The following is a 13799-nucleotide window of genomic DNA, read 5'->3' on the forward strand; positions in this document are numbered from 1 at the left end:
GCCAGGCCGAAGGATCAAATTCGATAGGATTCGAGGAGCGCTCGATGATCCGACATCTTACGCGATTTGGCATCTTAACGCTCCTTGTCGTCGGCTTGCAGGGCTGCGGGGAAAAGAAGAAGGAGGCGAGCGAACAACCGGTCCGCGGTCTGCGCGCCTACAAGGTGGCCGCGACGGCGGAAAGCCGCGTTCGGCGCTTCCCGAGCGTTCTGCAGCCGGCCGACGTCAGCAGCCTCTCCTTCGAGATCGGGGGCCAGCTGAAGGCCGTCGTCCTCACCGTCGGCCAGAAGGTGCAACTCGGCGACGTTCTTGCCGAAATCGATCCGAGATCGCTGCAGAGCCAGGTGGACCAGGCCAGCGCGGGCGTGCAGCAGGCGCAGGCGCAGCTCGACAACGCCCAGTCCGATTTCCAGCGCAAGGAAGAACTCCTCAAGCGCGGCGTCGCGACCCAGGCGGCTTTCGAGCAGTCTAACGCCACCTTGCTCAGCTCGAGAGCCCAGTTCGACCAGGCGCGCCGCCAGCTCGAATTGGCCGATCAGAACCTTGACCGCAGCAAGCTGCTGGCTCCCTTCGCCGGGACCATCGCTCGCGTGGAGGTCAAATCCTTCGCGCAGGTCGCTGCGGGGCAGCCGGTCGCTACCCTCTACAGCGACGACAGCTTCGAAATGTCCTTTCTGGTGCCGGCCGCGACCTTCCAGAGCCTGAAGGTCGGGCAGAAGGTGGCCATCAAGGTCGCTGATAAGCCCGATCTTCCGCTCAAGGGCGAGATCAGGGAGCTCGGGTCCAAAGCCGAGCAGGTATCGGCGTTCCCGGTTGTGGTCAGGCTGGACAACAATGCCCCTGGTCTGAACGCCGGTATGTCGGTCGAGGTCGCGATCGAAGAACCGTTGGTCGTGGGCCGCAGCGGGTTTCTCGTTCCGCTCACCGTGCTGGTGCCCGAAGGCGGAAAGGTCCTGCAGAACACCGGTACGGTGTTTCGCTACGACGAGGCAAGTTCGACGGTGAAGAAGAGCACCGTCACCGTTGGCGGAATCCGGGACAATCGTCTCGTCGTGGTGGAGGGCGTCAAGCTTGGGGACGTCCTGGCCTCGGCAGGGGTGTCCTACCTCTCGGACGGACAAAAGGTGAAGCTGCTTCCGTTCGAGGAGGCGGGGCCGTGAATCTTCTCACCCGGTTCGGTCTGGCGCGGTCCCGATTCACGGTCATGGCCATGATCGGTCTGCTGATTGCCGGCATCGGGCTCTATCCGAACTTCCCTAAACGCGAAGACCCGGTCATCGTCATCCGGACAGCGGTTGTGTCGGCCCTTTTTCCGGGCATGGCGCCCGAGCGAATGGAGAATCTGGTCGCCGTTCCCGTCGAGCGAAAAGTACGCGAGCTCGCTGAGGTCAAGGACATCCGAACGCTTGCCGGCGAAGGATCCCTGACCATCTATGTCGACCTGAAGGACGAAATCGCGAACGTCAACGCCACCTGGCAGCGACTGCGCGACAAGATGGCCGACGCCAAGATCGAGCTGCCCGATGGGGTGGTCGGACCGTTCGTCAACAGCGACTTCGGCGATGTCGCAATCGCGACCATCGCCATCACAGGGGAAGGCTTTTCCCCCCGCGAACTGAAGGACGCGGCCGAGGACTTTCGGAAGAAGCTCTACCAGATCGCGGGAATCTCCAAGGTCGAGCTTCACGGCGTGCAGGACGAACGGGTTTGGCTCGAGCTCGATACCCGAAAGATGGCCGCGATCGGCGTTCAGGTCAACGCGTTGATCAAGGATCTCCAGGGACAGAATGTCGTGCTGCCGTCCGGCAACATCAACGCCGACGGCACGCGCCTTCTGCTCGAGACCTCCGGCGATTTTCCAAACGTGCGGGCGATCGAGACCATGCTCACGCGGGTCGGGACCACCGACAGCCTGGTTCGGCTTGCCGATATCGTCACGGTCCGCCGAGACTACGTCTCACCGAAGGTCAAGCCGATCTATTTCAATGGTCGTCCCGCCGTGGTCCTCAGCGTCATTATGCAGCCGGACCAGGACGTCACGCAGCTTGGAGTCAAGCTCCGTGCGGCCGCAGGCGACTATGAGGAGCGCCTTCCGATCGGCTACGCCGTCTCTTTCGCGACATACCAGGCCGATCAGGTCAGCGCCTCCGTCAATTCCGCCCTGTCGAGTGTGGCCCAGACTTTCGTCGTCGTGGCAGTGCTGGTGATCGTTTTTCTGGGCCTGCGGGCGGGCACTATCGCGGCGATGATCGTTCCCTTCGCCGTGATGTTTTCGTTGATCGGCATGCGGGCGCTGGGGATCGCGCTGGAGCAGGTCTCGATCGCGGCGATCATCATCGCGCTCGGTCTCCTGGTCGACAATGGCGTCGTCATCGTCGAGGACATCGTCAGCCGGATCGGCCGCGGAGTGCCTCCCGAGGAGGCCGGTCTTGCCTCCGGAGAGCAGTATGCGCTGCCGCTCCTGATCTCCTCGATCACCACCATCGCAGCGTTCTTGCCGCTCATGCTGCTATCGGGCGCGTCTGGCGAGTATGCGTTTTCGCTGGCGGCCGTGGTGGCGCTCACGCTCGGCGGCTCCTGGATCACGGCGATGTACATTCTTCCCGCCCTGACCGTGTGGCTGATCGGCCGGGGGGCCGGATCTGCTGAGGAGGATGCGGCGCCGTCTCGCCTGCAGCGGCTCTATGCCTCCGCGCTCGGCTCGGCCTTGCGCTTCTCTCCTATCGTCCTGGCCGGTTGCATTGCGCTCGTCGTAATTGCGCTTACTCAATTCCCGCGCATCCCGAAGGAGATGTTTCCGCTCAGCGAACGTAGCCAATTCCTGATCTACATGAATATGCCTGACGGGACCGACATCTCGCAAACGGAAGATCGCGCGCGCGAGATCGAACGGTGGCTCGGGGACAGAACGGCCAATCCGGAGATCTCCAGCGAAATCCTCTACGTGGGTGACGGCGGGCCGAGATTCTATCTCACTCTGACCCCAGTCCCGCCGGATCCGGCGTCCGCGTTCTTCCTTGTCAACACGACGGACTACCAGGCTGCGGTGCGTGCGGCCGATCGTGCCTGGAAATACCTTTATGCCAATCACCCAGAAGCAAGCTTCAAGATCAAGCGGCTGGCGATGGGAGCCGTCGAATCGGGCGTCGTGGAGCTGGAGATATCGGGCCCGGACGGTGACCGGCTGCTCGCTTTCAGCGAACGGGTTCGATCCCTGTTGCAGGCGGCGCCGAACGTCCGTGAGAACGATGACGACTGGGGCAACAAGATCGTCAAGGTGGTCGTCGAGATCGACCAGGACCGTGCGCGCCAGCTTGGAGTCACCTCTGAGGAAGTCACTCGGCTCCTGAACACGTATTTCACCGGCACCGCGGTGTCGATCTACCGGGAAGGCGATAACTCGATCCCGATCGTGCTGCGCGCCGGCGCGTACACCTCGCAGAGCCTGGAAGGCCTCACCAGCGCCACCTTCGCAAAGAGCGGCGGCCTCATCTCGCTGGCGCAGGTCGCGAGGCTGAAGCCGGGGTTCGATTTCGCGCGGATCCGCCGCAAGAACCAGGAACGAACGATCACGGTGACCGCCCGCAGCACCTCCCTGACGGCCGGGCAGCTTTTGGAAACGATTCAGCCCAGGCTCAACGAGATGGACATGACTGGGGGATATCACGTGACCGTCGGCGGCGAGATCCAGAAAAGCGCGGAGACAAACCAGAAGCTCGCCGCGGGCTTTCCGATCGCACTTGCCGTGATGGTGCTGGCGATCATCCTGCAGTTCAACTCCTTCCGGCGCACGCTTCTGACGTTCATGAGCATACCGCTCATCCTGATTGGGATTCCGTTCGGCCTGCTGGCGGCCGGACAACCGCTCTCGTTCTTCGGCACCCTCGGCATCATCAGCCTGTCGGGCATCATCATCAACAACGCCATCGTTCTGATCGATCAGATCGATATCGAGCGAGAGACGCTTCCGCTGCGGGAAGCCATCGTAGCTGCGTCGGGAAAGCGTCTTCGTCCGATCCTCCTGACGTCGGCCACTACGGTCCTTGGGCTCGCACCCATGGCCATCTCCGGCGGCGCGTTGTGGCAACCCATGGCGGTGCTCATGATGTCCGGGCTTGCTGTCGCCTCGCTCCTGACCCTGTTCTTCGTTCCGGCTGGATATTTCGTGCTTTTTGGGATTCCTTCTCCCGGAGGCAAGAAAGCCGTTTTCAAATTCAGTGCCGGTCCTAGCTCACGTTCCGGTTGACGCAGCCGAACTCGGTTTGGCCCATTTTGCGACCTCATGGAGGCAGCCTTTAAGCCGATGCTTGGAGGCTAAATCAGCCCCGCCAGCCGCAGCGCCACACCCGCAGCGCAGCTGCCGGCGAGCACCGTCAACATCCCCAGCTTGAACCGAAAGATCGCGGTTGCGGCTGCGATCGACAGCACGAGCGCGGGGAGATCGACGCTCGTCAGCACCGGCATGTCGAAGTCCAGCGGAAACGCATGCACCGGCACGGTGTCGCGGAACAGCGTGTGCAGCGCGAACCAGATCGAGAGATTGAGGATCACGCCGACGACGGCGGCGGTGATAGCGCTCAGCGCGCCCGCAAGCCCGGTGTTGCCGCGCAGCCGTTCGATGTAGGGAGCACCGACAAAGATCCAGAGGAAGCATGGCGTGAAGGTGACCCAGGTCGCGAGCAATCCGCCGAGCGTGGCCGCAAGCATCGGCGACAGGCCGCTGGCGTCGCGGTAGGCGGCCATGAAGCCCACGAACTGGAGCACCATGATCAGCGGACCCGGCGTGGTCTCGGCCATGCCGAGGCCGTCGAGCATCTCGTGCGGCTTGAGCCAGTGATAGTGCTCGACCGCCTGCTGGGCGACATAGGCCAGCACTGCGTAGGCGCCGCCGAAGGTGACCATCGCCATTTTCGAGAAGAACAGCGCGATGTGACTGAAGACATTGGCCTGCCCGAGCACAAGCACGAGCGCGATCACCGGCACCAGCCAGAGCGCAAGCCACAGCGCGCCGACGCGAATGGTGCGGGCGGTGTTGGGTCGGACATGATCGGGCACGGCGTCGCCCAGCATGCTGTCGATCAAGGCGCTGCTGCCGCCGTGACCATGACCGGCCGGCGCGAACTCCGGAAGGCCGCTTCTCGCGCCGGCATAGCCGATGATGCCTGAGGCGATGATGATGATGGGGAAGGGGACGGCAAAGAAGAAGATCGCGACGAAGGCCATCGCGGCGAGCGCGATCATGATGCGGTTCTTCAGCGCGCGCTTGCCGACGCGCACCACGGCCTCGACGACGATGGCGAGCACGGCGGCTTTCAAGCCGAAGAACAGCGCCTCGACGAAGCTGACATTGCCGTAGGCGGCGTAGACGTAGCTGAGGCCCATGATGGCGATGATGCCGGGCAGGATGAACAGTCCGCCCGCCATCAGCCCGCCGGCAGTGCGATGCATCAGCCAGCCGATATAGGTTGCGAGCTGCTGCGCCTCCGGGCCCGGCAAGAGCATGCAGTAGTTCAGCGCATGGAGGAAGCGGCCTTCCGAGATCCACTTCTTTTCCTCGACCAGGATGCGGTGCATCACCGCGATCTGGCCCGCGGGCCCGCCAAAACTCAGGCAGGCGACACGGAGCCAGACGCGAAAGGCTTCACTGAAGCTGACGCCGTGACCGGCATCAGCTCCGGTTTCGATCGTACGCGTATCCATCAAGCCTTTGCCTTGTTGGTCGGCCAGTTATGGGTCTCAGACGTCGCGTCGCGGCACCAGCGATAGAACGCGTCGTAGAGCAGCATACCGGCCTCGAGCTGTTCGAGGTCGTCATCATACATCCGCGACAGCCCGAGCGAAGCCGCGAGCAGACCGGGAGCCTCCGGCGCAAGGTCGGGCCGCCCGGTGTCGGCGCCGCGCACCAGCGTTGCGAGCCGGAGCAGCGCCGGCGCGGCAATCCCGAACTCCTCGATCATCACGTCGAAGGTGCAGAGCTCGCCACGGTGGCTCCAGAACACGTTCTCGATGTCGAACGGGGCTGCCTTGAAGCGTTCGCCGACGGCGACCACTTCGGACGGTGCCACGAACAGGAACACCGCATTGGGATCGACGAAGCGTCGGATCAGCCAGGGGCAGGCAATGCGGTCGACCTTGGGCCGCGCCCGCGTCACCCAGACGGTGCGTCCCTTGGCGTCGGGCGGCGGCAGCTTGCGGGTATCGAGCAGCGGCAGCTTTGCGTCCTTCCAGCCCTCGAATCCGCCTTCCAGCGTCTCGGCCTGGACCCCAAGCTGCCTAAGCCAGGCCGCCGTGCCCTGCGCCAGCTTTGCGCCGCGCAGGCAGGAGACGATGGCGGTGCGGCCGGCGAATTCGGCACCCCATTCCGGAACATTGTCGTGGCTGAGCTTGATCGAACCTGGGATCAACCGCCGGTCGGCGGCAAAATCCTCGTCGGTGCGCACGTCGATCAGGGCAGGGGCGTTTGCCGTGCCGATCAACCGTGCCAGCTTGTCAGATGATATCGTCGTGTAGGAAGACATGATGCGCCCTCGTGAAAAACAACGGGACGCGATACTTGGGCATGTCGCCTCGTGGGGAGATCGCTCAAATCCCCATGGCGTTCATTACACCGAAACGGCACCTACCTGTCAATCGGCTCATTCCGGCGATTTTGCCCAGAAAACTCGCAGGTCTATATAGGGGTTAACGGCCCGGGCCTTTCGGAGACTTTGCGATGCATTCCCATTCCGTCGAACAATGGACCCATGACCACGCCTTCCTGGGCGAGAAGCACGACGAGAACGAGCGACGCACCTGGCTCGTCGTCATCCTGACGCTGGTCATGATGGTCGGCGAGATCGTCGCCGGCTCGCTGTTCGGCTCGATGGCACTGCTCGCCGACGGCTGGCACATGGGCACGCATGCGGCAGCGCTAGGGATTGCCGCGTTCGCGTATCGCTTTGCACGGCGGCACCTGGGGAGCTCGCATTTCAGCTTCGGCACCGGCAAATTCGGCGATCTTGCCGCCTTCGCCAGCGCGATCATCCTCGGCCTGATCGCGGTCGAGATCGCCTATGAGAGCGTGCTGCGGCTGATCAATCCGGTGCCGATCGTCTATGGCGAGGCGATCCTGGTCGCCGCCCTCGGCCTGTGCGTCAACCTCGCCAGTGCCTGGCTGCTCCGCGACAACCATGGTCATCACCATCATGGCCATGCGCATGATGATCACGATGATCATGACCATGATCACCACCACCACGACAACAATCTCCGTGCTGCCTATGTCCACGTCATGGCGGACGCAGCGACCTCGGTGCTGGCGATCGCCGCGCTCGTCGTCGCCATGTATTCGGGATGGGCCTGGGCCGATCCGGCGGTCGGCCTGATCGGCAGCGCCGTGATCGCGAGCTGGGCGTTCGGCCTGATCAAGACATCGGGCGCGGTGCTGCTTGACGTGCGCGCCGACGAGAAGCTCGAGCGTGTGATCCGGGCGCGCATGGAGATCGGCGACGACCGCGTCACGGATTTGCATCTCTGGCAGGTCGGCCCCGGCCATTGCGCCGTGCTGGTGTCGGTGGTGTCGGACCAGCCGAAGCAGCCGGCGGTCTACAAGAAGCGGCTCGCCGGACTGAAGGGGCTCAGCCACGTCACCGTCGAGGTCGAGACCTGCCCGCACTGAAGCGGTCTGCGGGAATTCTGCGAACGGACCAGGGTTGATCCTCGGTCACAGCCGACAAGACAGCCGACCTGGCTGCAAGGGAGGAACGAATGATGCCAAAGATCAAAAAGATCAAGCTCGCCGTCGTTGTCGCTGCACTCGTTCTGTCCGGTCATGCGGTGCTCGCGCAGTCCGAAAAGACCGGTGTCGAAAAACTCTACGTGCTCAATTGCGGCGAGGGCACCGCCGGCGACATCTCGCGCTGGACGCCCGGTCTCAATGAGGGCAAGACGATGGACTTCGTCGACAGCTGCTATCTCGTGAAGCACGCCAAGGGCTGGTTCCTGTGGGATACCGGCATCGCCGACGCAGTCGCCGCGATGCCGAATGGCCTTGCGCCCGCCGATCCCAAAGCCGTGACCTGGCGCCGGCCGAAGACGCTTGCCGCGCAGCTCGAACAGCTCGGCCTCAAGCCCGGTGACGTCAAGATGATGGCCGTCTCGCACACCCATCCCGACCATACCGGCAATGTCGAGCTGTTCCCGCAGGCCATGCTCTATGTGCAGAAGGCCGAGTATGACTGGCCCGGCGCCAACAACGAGCCGCGCTTCAAGCCGTCGCATCCGGTCGAGCTGCTTGCGGGCGACAAGGACGTGTTCGGCGACGGCAGCGTGACCATCCTGTCGACGCCCGGCCATACGCCGGGACACCAATCGCTGCTGGTGAAGCTGCCGAAGACCGGCGCCGTCGTGCTGTCGGGCGATGCGGTGCACTTCAAAGACAATTGGGACAACCGCCGTGTGCCGAGCATGAACGCCAACAAGGACCAGAGCGCGGCCTCGATGCAGAAGATCGCCGACACGCTCGGCAAGGAGAAGGCGCAACTCTGGATCAACCACGACAAGATCCAGCGCGACAGCCAGAAGATGTCGCCCGAGTTTTACGACTAGCTTCCCGCGACGCCCCTGTTGCCACTACAGTGGCAGCAGGGGCGTGCTAGCGCCCTCAGCAAGCTCCGCAACGGGAGACGATTGTGGGTGAGTGGGCCGGGGTTGCGATCGCGCTGGCGTCGAGCAGCCTTGGCGGCACTGCCGCGGCGATCACCCGCTATCTGGTCGGCGGCGCCGATCCGATCCTGCTCGCGATCCTGCGCTGGGGGATCGGCTTTCTCTGCCTGCTGCCGTGCGCGCTTCTGCTCGGCGTGCGCTGGCCGCAGCGGTCCGACTGGCCGGCCGTGGCGCTGCTCGGCATCTGCTTTTTCGGCGTGTTCTTCATCCTCTACAACATCGCGGTGTCCTACACGACCGCCGCGCGCGCCAGTCTCGCGCTGGCGACGCTGCCGCTCCACACCATGGTGGTCGGCGCCATCCTCGGCGTCGAGCGGCTGACGGCGCGCAAGATCACCGGCGTCGGCATCGCGGTGCTCGGCGTGGCGGCGGCACTGGCCGCGGGCCTGGCGCAAAGCCCGCCCGAGGCCTGGCGCGGCGAGCTGATCATGACCGGTGCCGTGTTCTGCATGGCGTTCTACAACGTGCTGTCGCGCCCGCTGATGCAGCGCTCCAGCCCGCTCGGCTTTCTCACGGTCGGCATGGGAGCAGGCGCCGCCGTGCTGGTGCTTGCGGGTATCGTGAAGGGCAGCTTTGCAGCGCTGGGGCAGTTCACGACGGCGCAGTGGATTGCCGGCATCTATCTCGGCATCGGCGGCGGTGCGCTCGCCTTCATCCTCTGGGTCATGGCGCTGGCGCGCGCGACGCCGACCCGGGTCGCCAATACGATGACGGTCAATCCGATCGCCGCCACCTTGCTCGCCGCGCTGCTGATCGGCGAGCCGATCACGCCAAATCTGCTGATCGGGCTGGTCGCCGTGTTCGCCGGCATCTGGATCGCGACCGGCGAAACGAAGCCGGCCTAGGTGCGCGGTGCCGTGACCGGCGGCGGGCTCGCTTCCGGCGCCTTCTTCGGTTTCAGCGAGCCGGCGTAGAAGGAGATCAGCCAGACCAGGATGACGGCGAGGAGATAGACACCCCAGGCCTGCGGCGGCGTAGTCGCCCAGCGCAGGAGGCCTTTGAATGTGCGGGGTGGGCGCGTGTCTTCGGTCATGCTGCGCTTGTGCGCGAAAGCTCCGGCCCGGTCAATCCGGCCGCGGTTGCGCGCGGATCATGAACAGCGCGGCCAGCGCCGAGAGGCTGAGCGCGGAGGAGACGATCAGCACCTTGGCGCCCATGACGTCGATGAGCAGGCCAAAGGCCAGCGGCGCCACGGCCTGCGCCATCCGTGCCGGCGCGCCGATGATGCCGAGGCGATAGCCGAAATCCTTGGGGCCGAAGATCGACAGCGGCAGCGTGCCGCGCGCGATGGTCAGGATGCCGTTGCCGGAGCCGTGGAATAGCGCAAACGCACTGGCCGCGGCGCCGCCGAAGATCGCCACGACCACCGCGCCGATCGGGTGAGTGAGGCAGGCGAGCCGCGTCGACCACAGCGGATGAAAGCGGCTGAGGAAGCCTGCCTCCAGAACCCGTGCGGCCACTTGCGCGGGGCCGATCAGCGCACCGGCCGCGATCGCCTCGACCGGCGTCGCGCCGGTTGCCTCCAGGATGCGCGGGAAATGCGCGGCCATCGCGCCGGTGACGGTCCAGACCGCGGCAAAGATGAAGGCGAGCAGCACCATGGTGCGGTCGAGCGGCAGATGCGGCTTCGCCGCTGTCGCCGCTGCTTGCTTGGCGCCCTTGATCGTCGGCAGCAGGAAGAAATTGAGCGGCAGGCCGATCAGGATATTGGCAGCGGCCCAGGCGAAGCAGGTGTCGCGCCAGCCAAAATGCGACAGGCCCCAGGCGGTGAGCGGCCAGCCGACGGTCGATGCAAAGCCCGCCATCAGCGTGATGCCGGTGATCGGCCTGCGCGCCTCGGTGCCGTAGATGCGCCCGAGCGCGGCGAAGGCGGCGTCGTAGAGACCCATCGCCATGCCGATGCCGAGCACGAGCCAGGCCATTGCCATCACCGCCACCGATTGCGAGAGGCCGAGCAGAACGAGGCCGGCGGCGATCGTCAGGTTCGACACCGAGAGGACCTGCCGGCCGCCGACCAGATCGATCTGTCGCCCGATGCGCGGCCCGAGCAGCGCCGAAATCACCAGCGAGGCCGAGAACGCGCCAAACACCCAGTTGGAGGAGATACCGAGATCGCGCGCCATGGGATCGGCGAGCAGCGCCGGCAGATAGTAGCTCGAGGCCCAGGCCAGGGTCTGCGTGGTACCGAGCGCCAGGATGATCGGAAGCTGGCGCTGGCTCATATCCCCGTATTTCTGATCGGCGGTGTCATCATTCGCATTTGCCGCCCGAGGCGGGAGCGCGTCAACAGCGTCCGCGACATATGCGACCTGCCGCGGGCGGGAGCCTTGGCCGTGAGCGGAGCTTTGGCGACGCAAGCTCCGCGCGCCGCCTTTCGCTCGTCACGAATGCACGCCATAATGGCGCATGCAATTGACCTCTCGCCTTGCGCTGATGAACTGGTTGGCCGGCCAGGGGCTCACCGGCCTGCCCGAACCCGAACTGCTGCGCGGCTTCTGCGAGCGCTGCCGCGCCGAGGGGCTGGAACTCTCGCGTGGCCTTGTCGTCATCGATACGCTGCACCCGATCTACGAGGGTCGCGCCTTCCGCTGGAGCGATACACCGACCAACGAGAGCGACGTCGTCGAATACGGCTCGACGGCCGAGGGCGACGCGGCCAACAATTGGCGCCGGTCGGTTTTCTATCATTTGCTCGAGCACGGTCACGACGAGATGGTGATCGACCTCGCCGACGCGCCCTCGCTCGATTTTTCGCAAATCGGCGAGCTCGCCGAAACCGGTCATCGCCATTTCCTGGCCTTTGTGCACCGCTTCGGGGAGACCGGAGCGCTGGGGCAGATGGACTGCCTCTACTCCTCCTGGACAACGCGACGCGACAGCGGCTTCGCCGACGCCGAACTCGCCGCGCTGCGCGATCTCGTGCCGGTGCTGGGGCTCGCGATCAAGTCGGCGCAGCAGGTCGACATCGCGCGCACGCTCGGCCGCGTCTATCTCGGCCGCGATGCGTCAGAGCAGGTCTTGAGCGGACGTATCTCGCGCGGCGTCACCGAGCGCATCAACGCCGTGCTGTGGTATTCGGATCTGCGCGGCTCGACCGGAATCAGCGAGAGCATCGGCCCCGACGAGATCATCCCGTTCCTCAACGACTATGCGCAGGCCGTGATCGACGCGATCCACGACGCCGGCGGCGACGTGCTGAAGCTGATCGGCGACGGCGTGCTTGCGATGTTCACCGGTGAAGACATGGCGCATGCCCGGCGCGCGGCGCTGCGCGCCGAGCATCTGTTCCGCAAGAACGTCGCTGCGCTGAACCTGAGGCGGGGCGCGGAGGGCCGTCCCACCACGTCCGCCTATATCGGCCTGCATGTCGGCGAGGTCTTCTACGGCAATATTGGCAGCGAGGACCGGCTCGACTTCACCGTGGTCGGTCCGACCGTGAACGAGGTCAGCCGCATCGCCTCGATGAGCCGTTCGGTCGATCGCGAGCTGCTGGCATCGGCAGAATTCTACAAGGGCCTCGACGCCGCCGGCCGCCGCTATCTCGTCTCCACAGGCCGCTACGCGCTGCGTGGCATCGGCCGTGCGCAGGATCTCTACACGCTTGATCCGGAGGTGGACGCGAGCGAGCCGGTGACAGGCAGCTACGAGCGGTATCTGGCGAACTAGGCTGGCTGCTTCAACATACTCCGTCATTGCGAGGAGCTCTTGCGACCAAGCAATCCAGACTGTCTCCGCGGACGGATTCTGGATTGCTTCGCTTCGCTCGCAATGACGGTGCAGCTAACACCGCGCCACCGCCTCATCGCCCACCATGTCCGGCTGCCGGTCCAGCGCCACCGCGGGCGAGAGCCAAATGACCAGCGCCTGCACGCCGAACACGGCGGCGGCGAGATAGAGGCACGCTTCGGCGCTCCACAGGCCGCCGACGATCGCACCCAGCGCCGAGCCGACCGGACGGGCGCCATAGCTCATGATGTTGATGGCGGAGACGCGGCCGAGCAGGCGAGGCGGCGTCACCGACTGGCGCAGCGTCGTGGTCGAGATCACCCACAGGATCGGCCCGACGCCGAGCAGAAAGAAGCTCAAGGCCGCAAGCCAGGGCGAGGGGACCAGCACCGTCAGCGCCATCACCACCGCCGCGACGAAGCCGGTAACGGGGCCGAGGCCGACGACCGTGCCGAACGCGATGCGCTTCATCACCCGCGTCGCGAACAGCGCGCCGATCACCATGCCGACACCGTACATCGTCAGCACGGTGCCGACGCCGACCGCGTTTAGGCCGAGGTGACGTACGGCATAGGGCACGAACACCGCGATCTGCAGGAACCATCCGGTGTTGAAGATGAACTGGGTGATGAACACCGACCGCAGCAGCGGATGATGAAACACGAAGGCCGCGCCTTCGCGGATGTCCTGAAACGGATGCCGCCGTGGCGCCGGCGTGCGGGCGGGCTCGTAGATGCCGGAGAGCAGCACGACGGCGATCGCGGACAGCGCGGCCGCAAAGCCGAAGGCCGGGCTCGCGCCCCACCACCCGACCAGCGCGCCGCCGAGCGCAGGGCCGCTGGCGAAGGCGATGGTGCGTGCGAGCTCGATCCGCGCATTGGCCGCCGGTAGCAGGTCCGAACTCACCAGCGAGGGCACCAGCGCAGGCGCGGCCACGCTGTAGACGACGGTGCCGCACACGGCGGCAAAGCCGAGCAGCGCCAGCAGCGGCAGATTGAGCGCGCCGAGCGCGAGCAGCAGCACGATCGCTGCAAGGGCCGCGGCCCGCAGCGCCTCGGCGCCCGCCATCAGCGAACGGCGGGAGATGCGGTCGGCCAGCAGGCCGGCGGGGATGGCGAAGAGGACGAAGGGCAGGGTCAGCGCGGTCTGGAGCAGGCCGGTCTGGCCTTCTGCCACGCCGAGCGTCAGCACCGCGACGATGGGGGCCGCGGCCAGCGCGATCTGTTCGGCCGACTGCGCCGCCAAATTGGACCAGGCGAGGCGGTTGAATGTCTCGGGGAGGCGCGGGGGAATTGACATGGCTCGTTTCCTGCAAAGTCGGGTTGGCGCCAGTATCCGCCTCGGGAGGCTCCCAAACCCACCCGCTTCCC

General features: G+C 65.3%; 11 protein-coding genes. 6 read left to right on the top strand and 5 right to left on the bottom strand.

Going from position 1 to position 13799, the window contains the following annotated elements; genetic code table 11:
* Nucleotides 1-44 precede the first annotated feature (44 nt).
* Together RX329_RS20420 and RX329_RS20425 are read left to right on the top strand one after the other, a co-directional pair.
* Nucleotides 45-1160: an efflux RND transporter periplasmic adaptor subunit gene (locus RX329_RS20420; RefSeq protein WP_085353421.1), complete on the top strand. Its 1116-nt coding sequence runs from the start codon at nucleotides 45-47 to the stop codon at nucleotides 1158-1160.
* Entirely contained in the window at nucleotides 1157-4246 is a 3090-nt protein-coding gene (locus RX329_RS20425) for an efflux RND transporter permease subunit (protein ID WP_094183263.1), read from the top strand. The genes RX329_RS20420 and RX329_RS20425 overlap by 4 nt, the downstream gene beginning before the upstream one ends.
* A gap of 68 nt (nucleotides 4247-4314) precedes the next feature.
* Here RX329_RS20425 and chrA read toward each other — a convergent pair whose 3' ends face one another.
* Both chrA and RX329_RS20435 read right to left on the bottom strand, forming a co-directional pair.
* Entirely contained in the window at nucleotides 4315-5700 is a 1386-nt protein-coding gene (gene chrA, locus RX329_RS20430; RefSeq protein WP_085353420.1) for a chromate efflux transporter, read from the bottom strand.
* Complete coding sequence (locus tag RX329_RS20435; protein ID WP_085353419.1) at nucleotides 5700-6518, bottom strand: chromate resistance protein ChrB domain-containing protein; 819 nt, start codon at nucleotides 6516-6518, stop codon at nucleotides 5700-5702. Before RX329_RS20435 ends, chrA begins: the two co-directional genes overlap by 1 nt.
* 194 nt (nucleotides 6519-6712) lie before the next feature.
* Between RX329_RS20435 and dmeF the strand changes: the two genes are divergently transcribed.
* The 3 genes from dmeF to RX329_RS20450 all read left to right on the top strand — a co-directional run bounded on the left by dmeF (nucleotide 6713) and on the right by RX329_RS20450 (nucleotide 9548).
* Nucleotides 6713-7657, top strand: coding sequence for a CDF family Co(II)/Ni(II) efflux transporter DmeF (dmeF, locus tag RX329_RS20440; RefSeq protein ID WP_085353417.1), 945 nt, complete (start codon nucleotides 6713-6715; stop codon nucleotides 7655-7657).
* A gap of 89 nt (nucleotides 7658-7746) precedes the next feature.
* On the top strand, nucleotides 7747-8586 hold the full coding sequence (locus RX329_RS20445) for an N-acyl homoserine lactonase family protein (RefSeq protein ID WP_085353415.1): 840 nt from the start codon (nucleotides 7747-7749) through the stop codon (nucleotides 8584-8586).
* An 83-nt stretch (nucleotides 8587-8669) separates the two neighbouring features.
* Complete coding sequence (locus RX329_RS20450) at nucleotides 8670-9548, top strand: DMT family transporter (RefSeq protein WP_085353414.1); 879 nt, start codon at nucleotides 8670-8672, stop codon at nucleotides 9546-9548.
* On the opposite strand, the gene RX329_RS20455 is transcribed toward RX329_RS20450, so the two are convergent.
* Complete coding sequence (locus RX329_RS20455; protein WP_085353412.1) at nucleotides 9545-9736, bottom strand: hypothetical protein; 192 nt, start codon at nucleotides 9734-9736, stop codon at nucleotides 9545-9547. The two genes, RX329_RS20450 and RX329_RS20455, sit on opposite strands and share 4 nt — an antisense overlap.
* Nucleotides 9737-9767: 31 nt before the next feature.
* Entirely contained in the window at nucleotides 9768-10925 is a 1158-nt protein-coding gene (locus tag RX329_RS20460) for an MFS transporter (RefSeq protein WP_018458391.1), read from the bottom strand.
* A gap of 184 nt (nucleotides 10926-11109) precedes the next feature.
* Between RX329_RS20460 and RX329_RS20465 the strand changes: the two genes are divergently transcribed.
* Nucleotides 11110-12369 (top strand): adenylate/guanylate cyclase domain-containing protein, encoded by a 1260-nt coding sequence (locus tag RX329_RS20465; RefSeq protein WP_026233569.1) that lies wholly within the window; start codon nucleotides 11110-11112, stop codon nucleotides 12367-12369.
* Nucleotides 12370-12483: 114 nt separating this feature from the next.
* Here RX329_RS20465 and RX329_RS20470 read toward each other — a convergent pair whose 3' ends face one another.
* The gene (locus RX329_RS20470) at nucleotides 12484-13728 is read right to left on the bottom strand and encodes an MFS transporter (RefSeq protein ID WP_085394299.1); all 1245 of its coding nucleotides are present in this window, start codon (nucleotides 13726-13728) and stop codon (nucleotides 12484-12486) included.
* Nucleotides 13729-13799 lie beyond the last annotated feature (71 nt).

Origin of the sequence: Bradyrhizobium sp. BWC-3-1 (genome assembly GCF_032917965.1) — a bacterium.
Taxonomy (GTDB): Bacteria; Pseudomonadota; Alphaproteobacteria; order Rhizobiales; family Xanthobacteraceae; genus Bradyrhizobium; species Bradyrhizobium canariense_D.

Excerpts from the sequence above, each read along its gene's own strand:
- RX329_RS20445 (WP_085353415.1), top strand. The coding sequence starts at position 7,747 with ATGATGCCAAAGATCAAAAAGATCAAGCTCGCCGTCGTTGTCGCTGCA.
- RX329_RS20455 (WP_085353412.1), bottom strand. The coding sequence starts at position 9,736 with ATGACCGAAGACACGCGCCCACCCCGCACATTCAAAGGCCTCCTGCGC.
- dmeF (WP_085353417.1), top strand. The coding sequence starts at position 6,713 with ATGCATTCCCATTCCGTCGAACAATGGACCCATGACCACGCCTTCCTG.
- chrA (WP_085353420.1), bottom strand. The coding sequence starts at position 5,700 with ATGGATACGCGTACGATCGAAACCGGAGCTGATGCCGGTCACGGCGTC.
- RX329_RS20460 (WP_018458391.1), bottom strand. The coding sequence starts at position 10,925 with ATGAGCCAGCGCCAGCTTCCGATCATCCTGGCGCTCGGTACCACGCAG.
- RX329_RS20435 (WP_085353419.1), bottom strand. The coding sequence starts at position 6,518 with ATGTCTTCCTACACGACGATATCATCTGACAAGCTGGCACGGTTGATC.
- RX329_RS20420 (WP_085353421.1), top strand. The coding sequence starts at position 45 with ATGATCCGACATCTTACGCGATTTGGCATCTTAACGCTCCTTGTCGTC.
- RX329_RS20470 (WP_085394299.1), bottom strand. The coding sequence starts at position 13,728 with ATGTCAATTCCCCCGCGCCTCCCCGAGACATTCAACCGCCTCGCCTGG.
- RX329_RS20465 (WP_026233569.1), top strand. The coding sequence starts at position 11,110 with ATGCAATTGACCTCTCGCCTTGCGCTGATGAACTGGTTGGCCGGCCAG.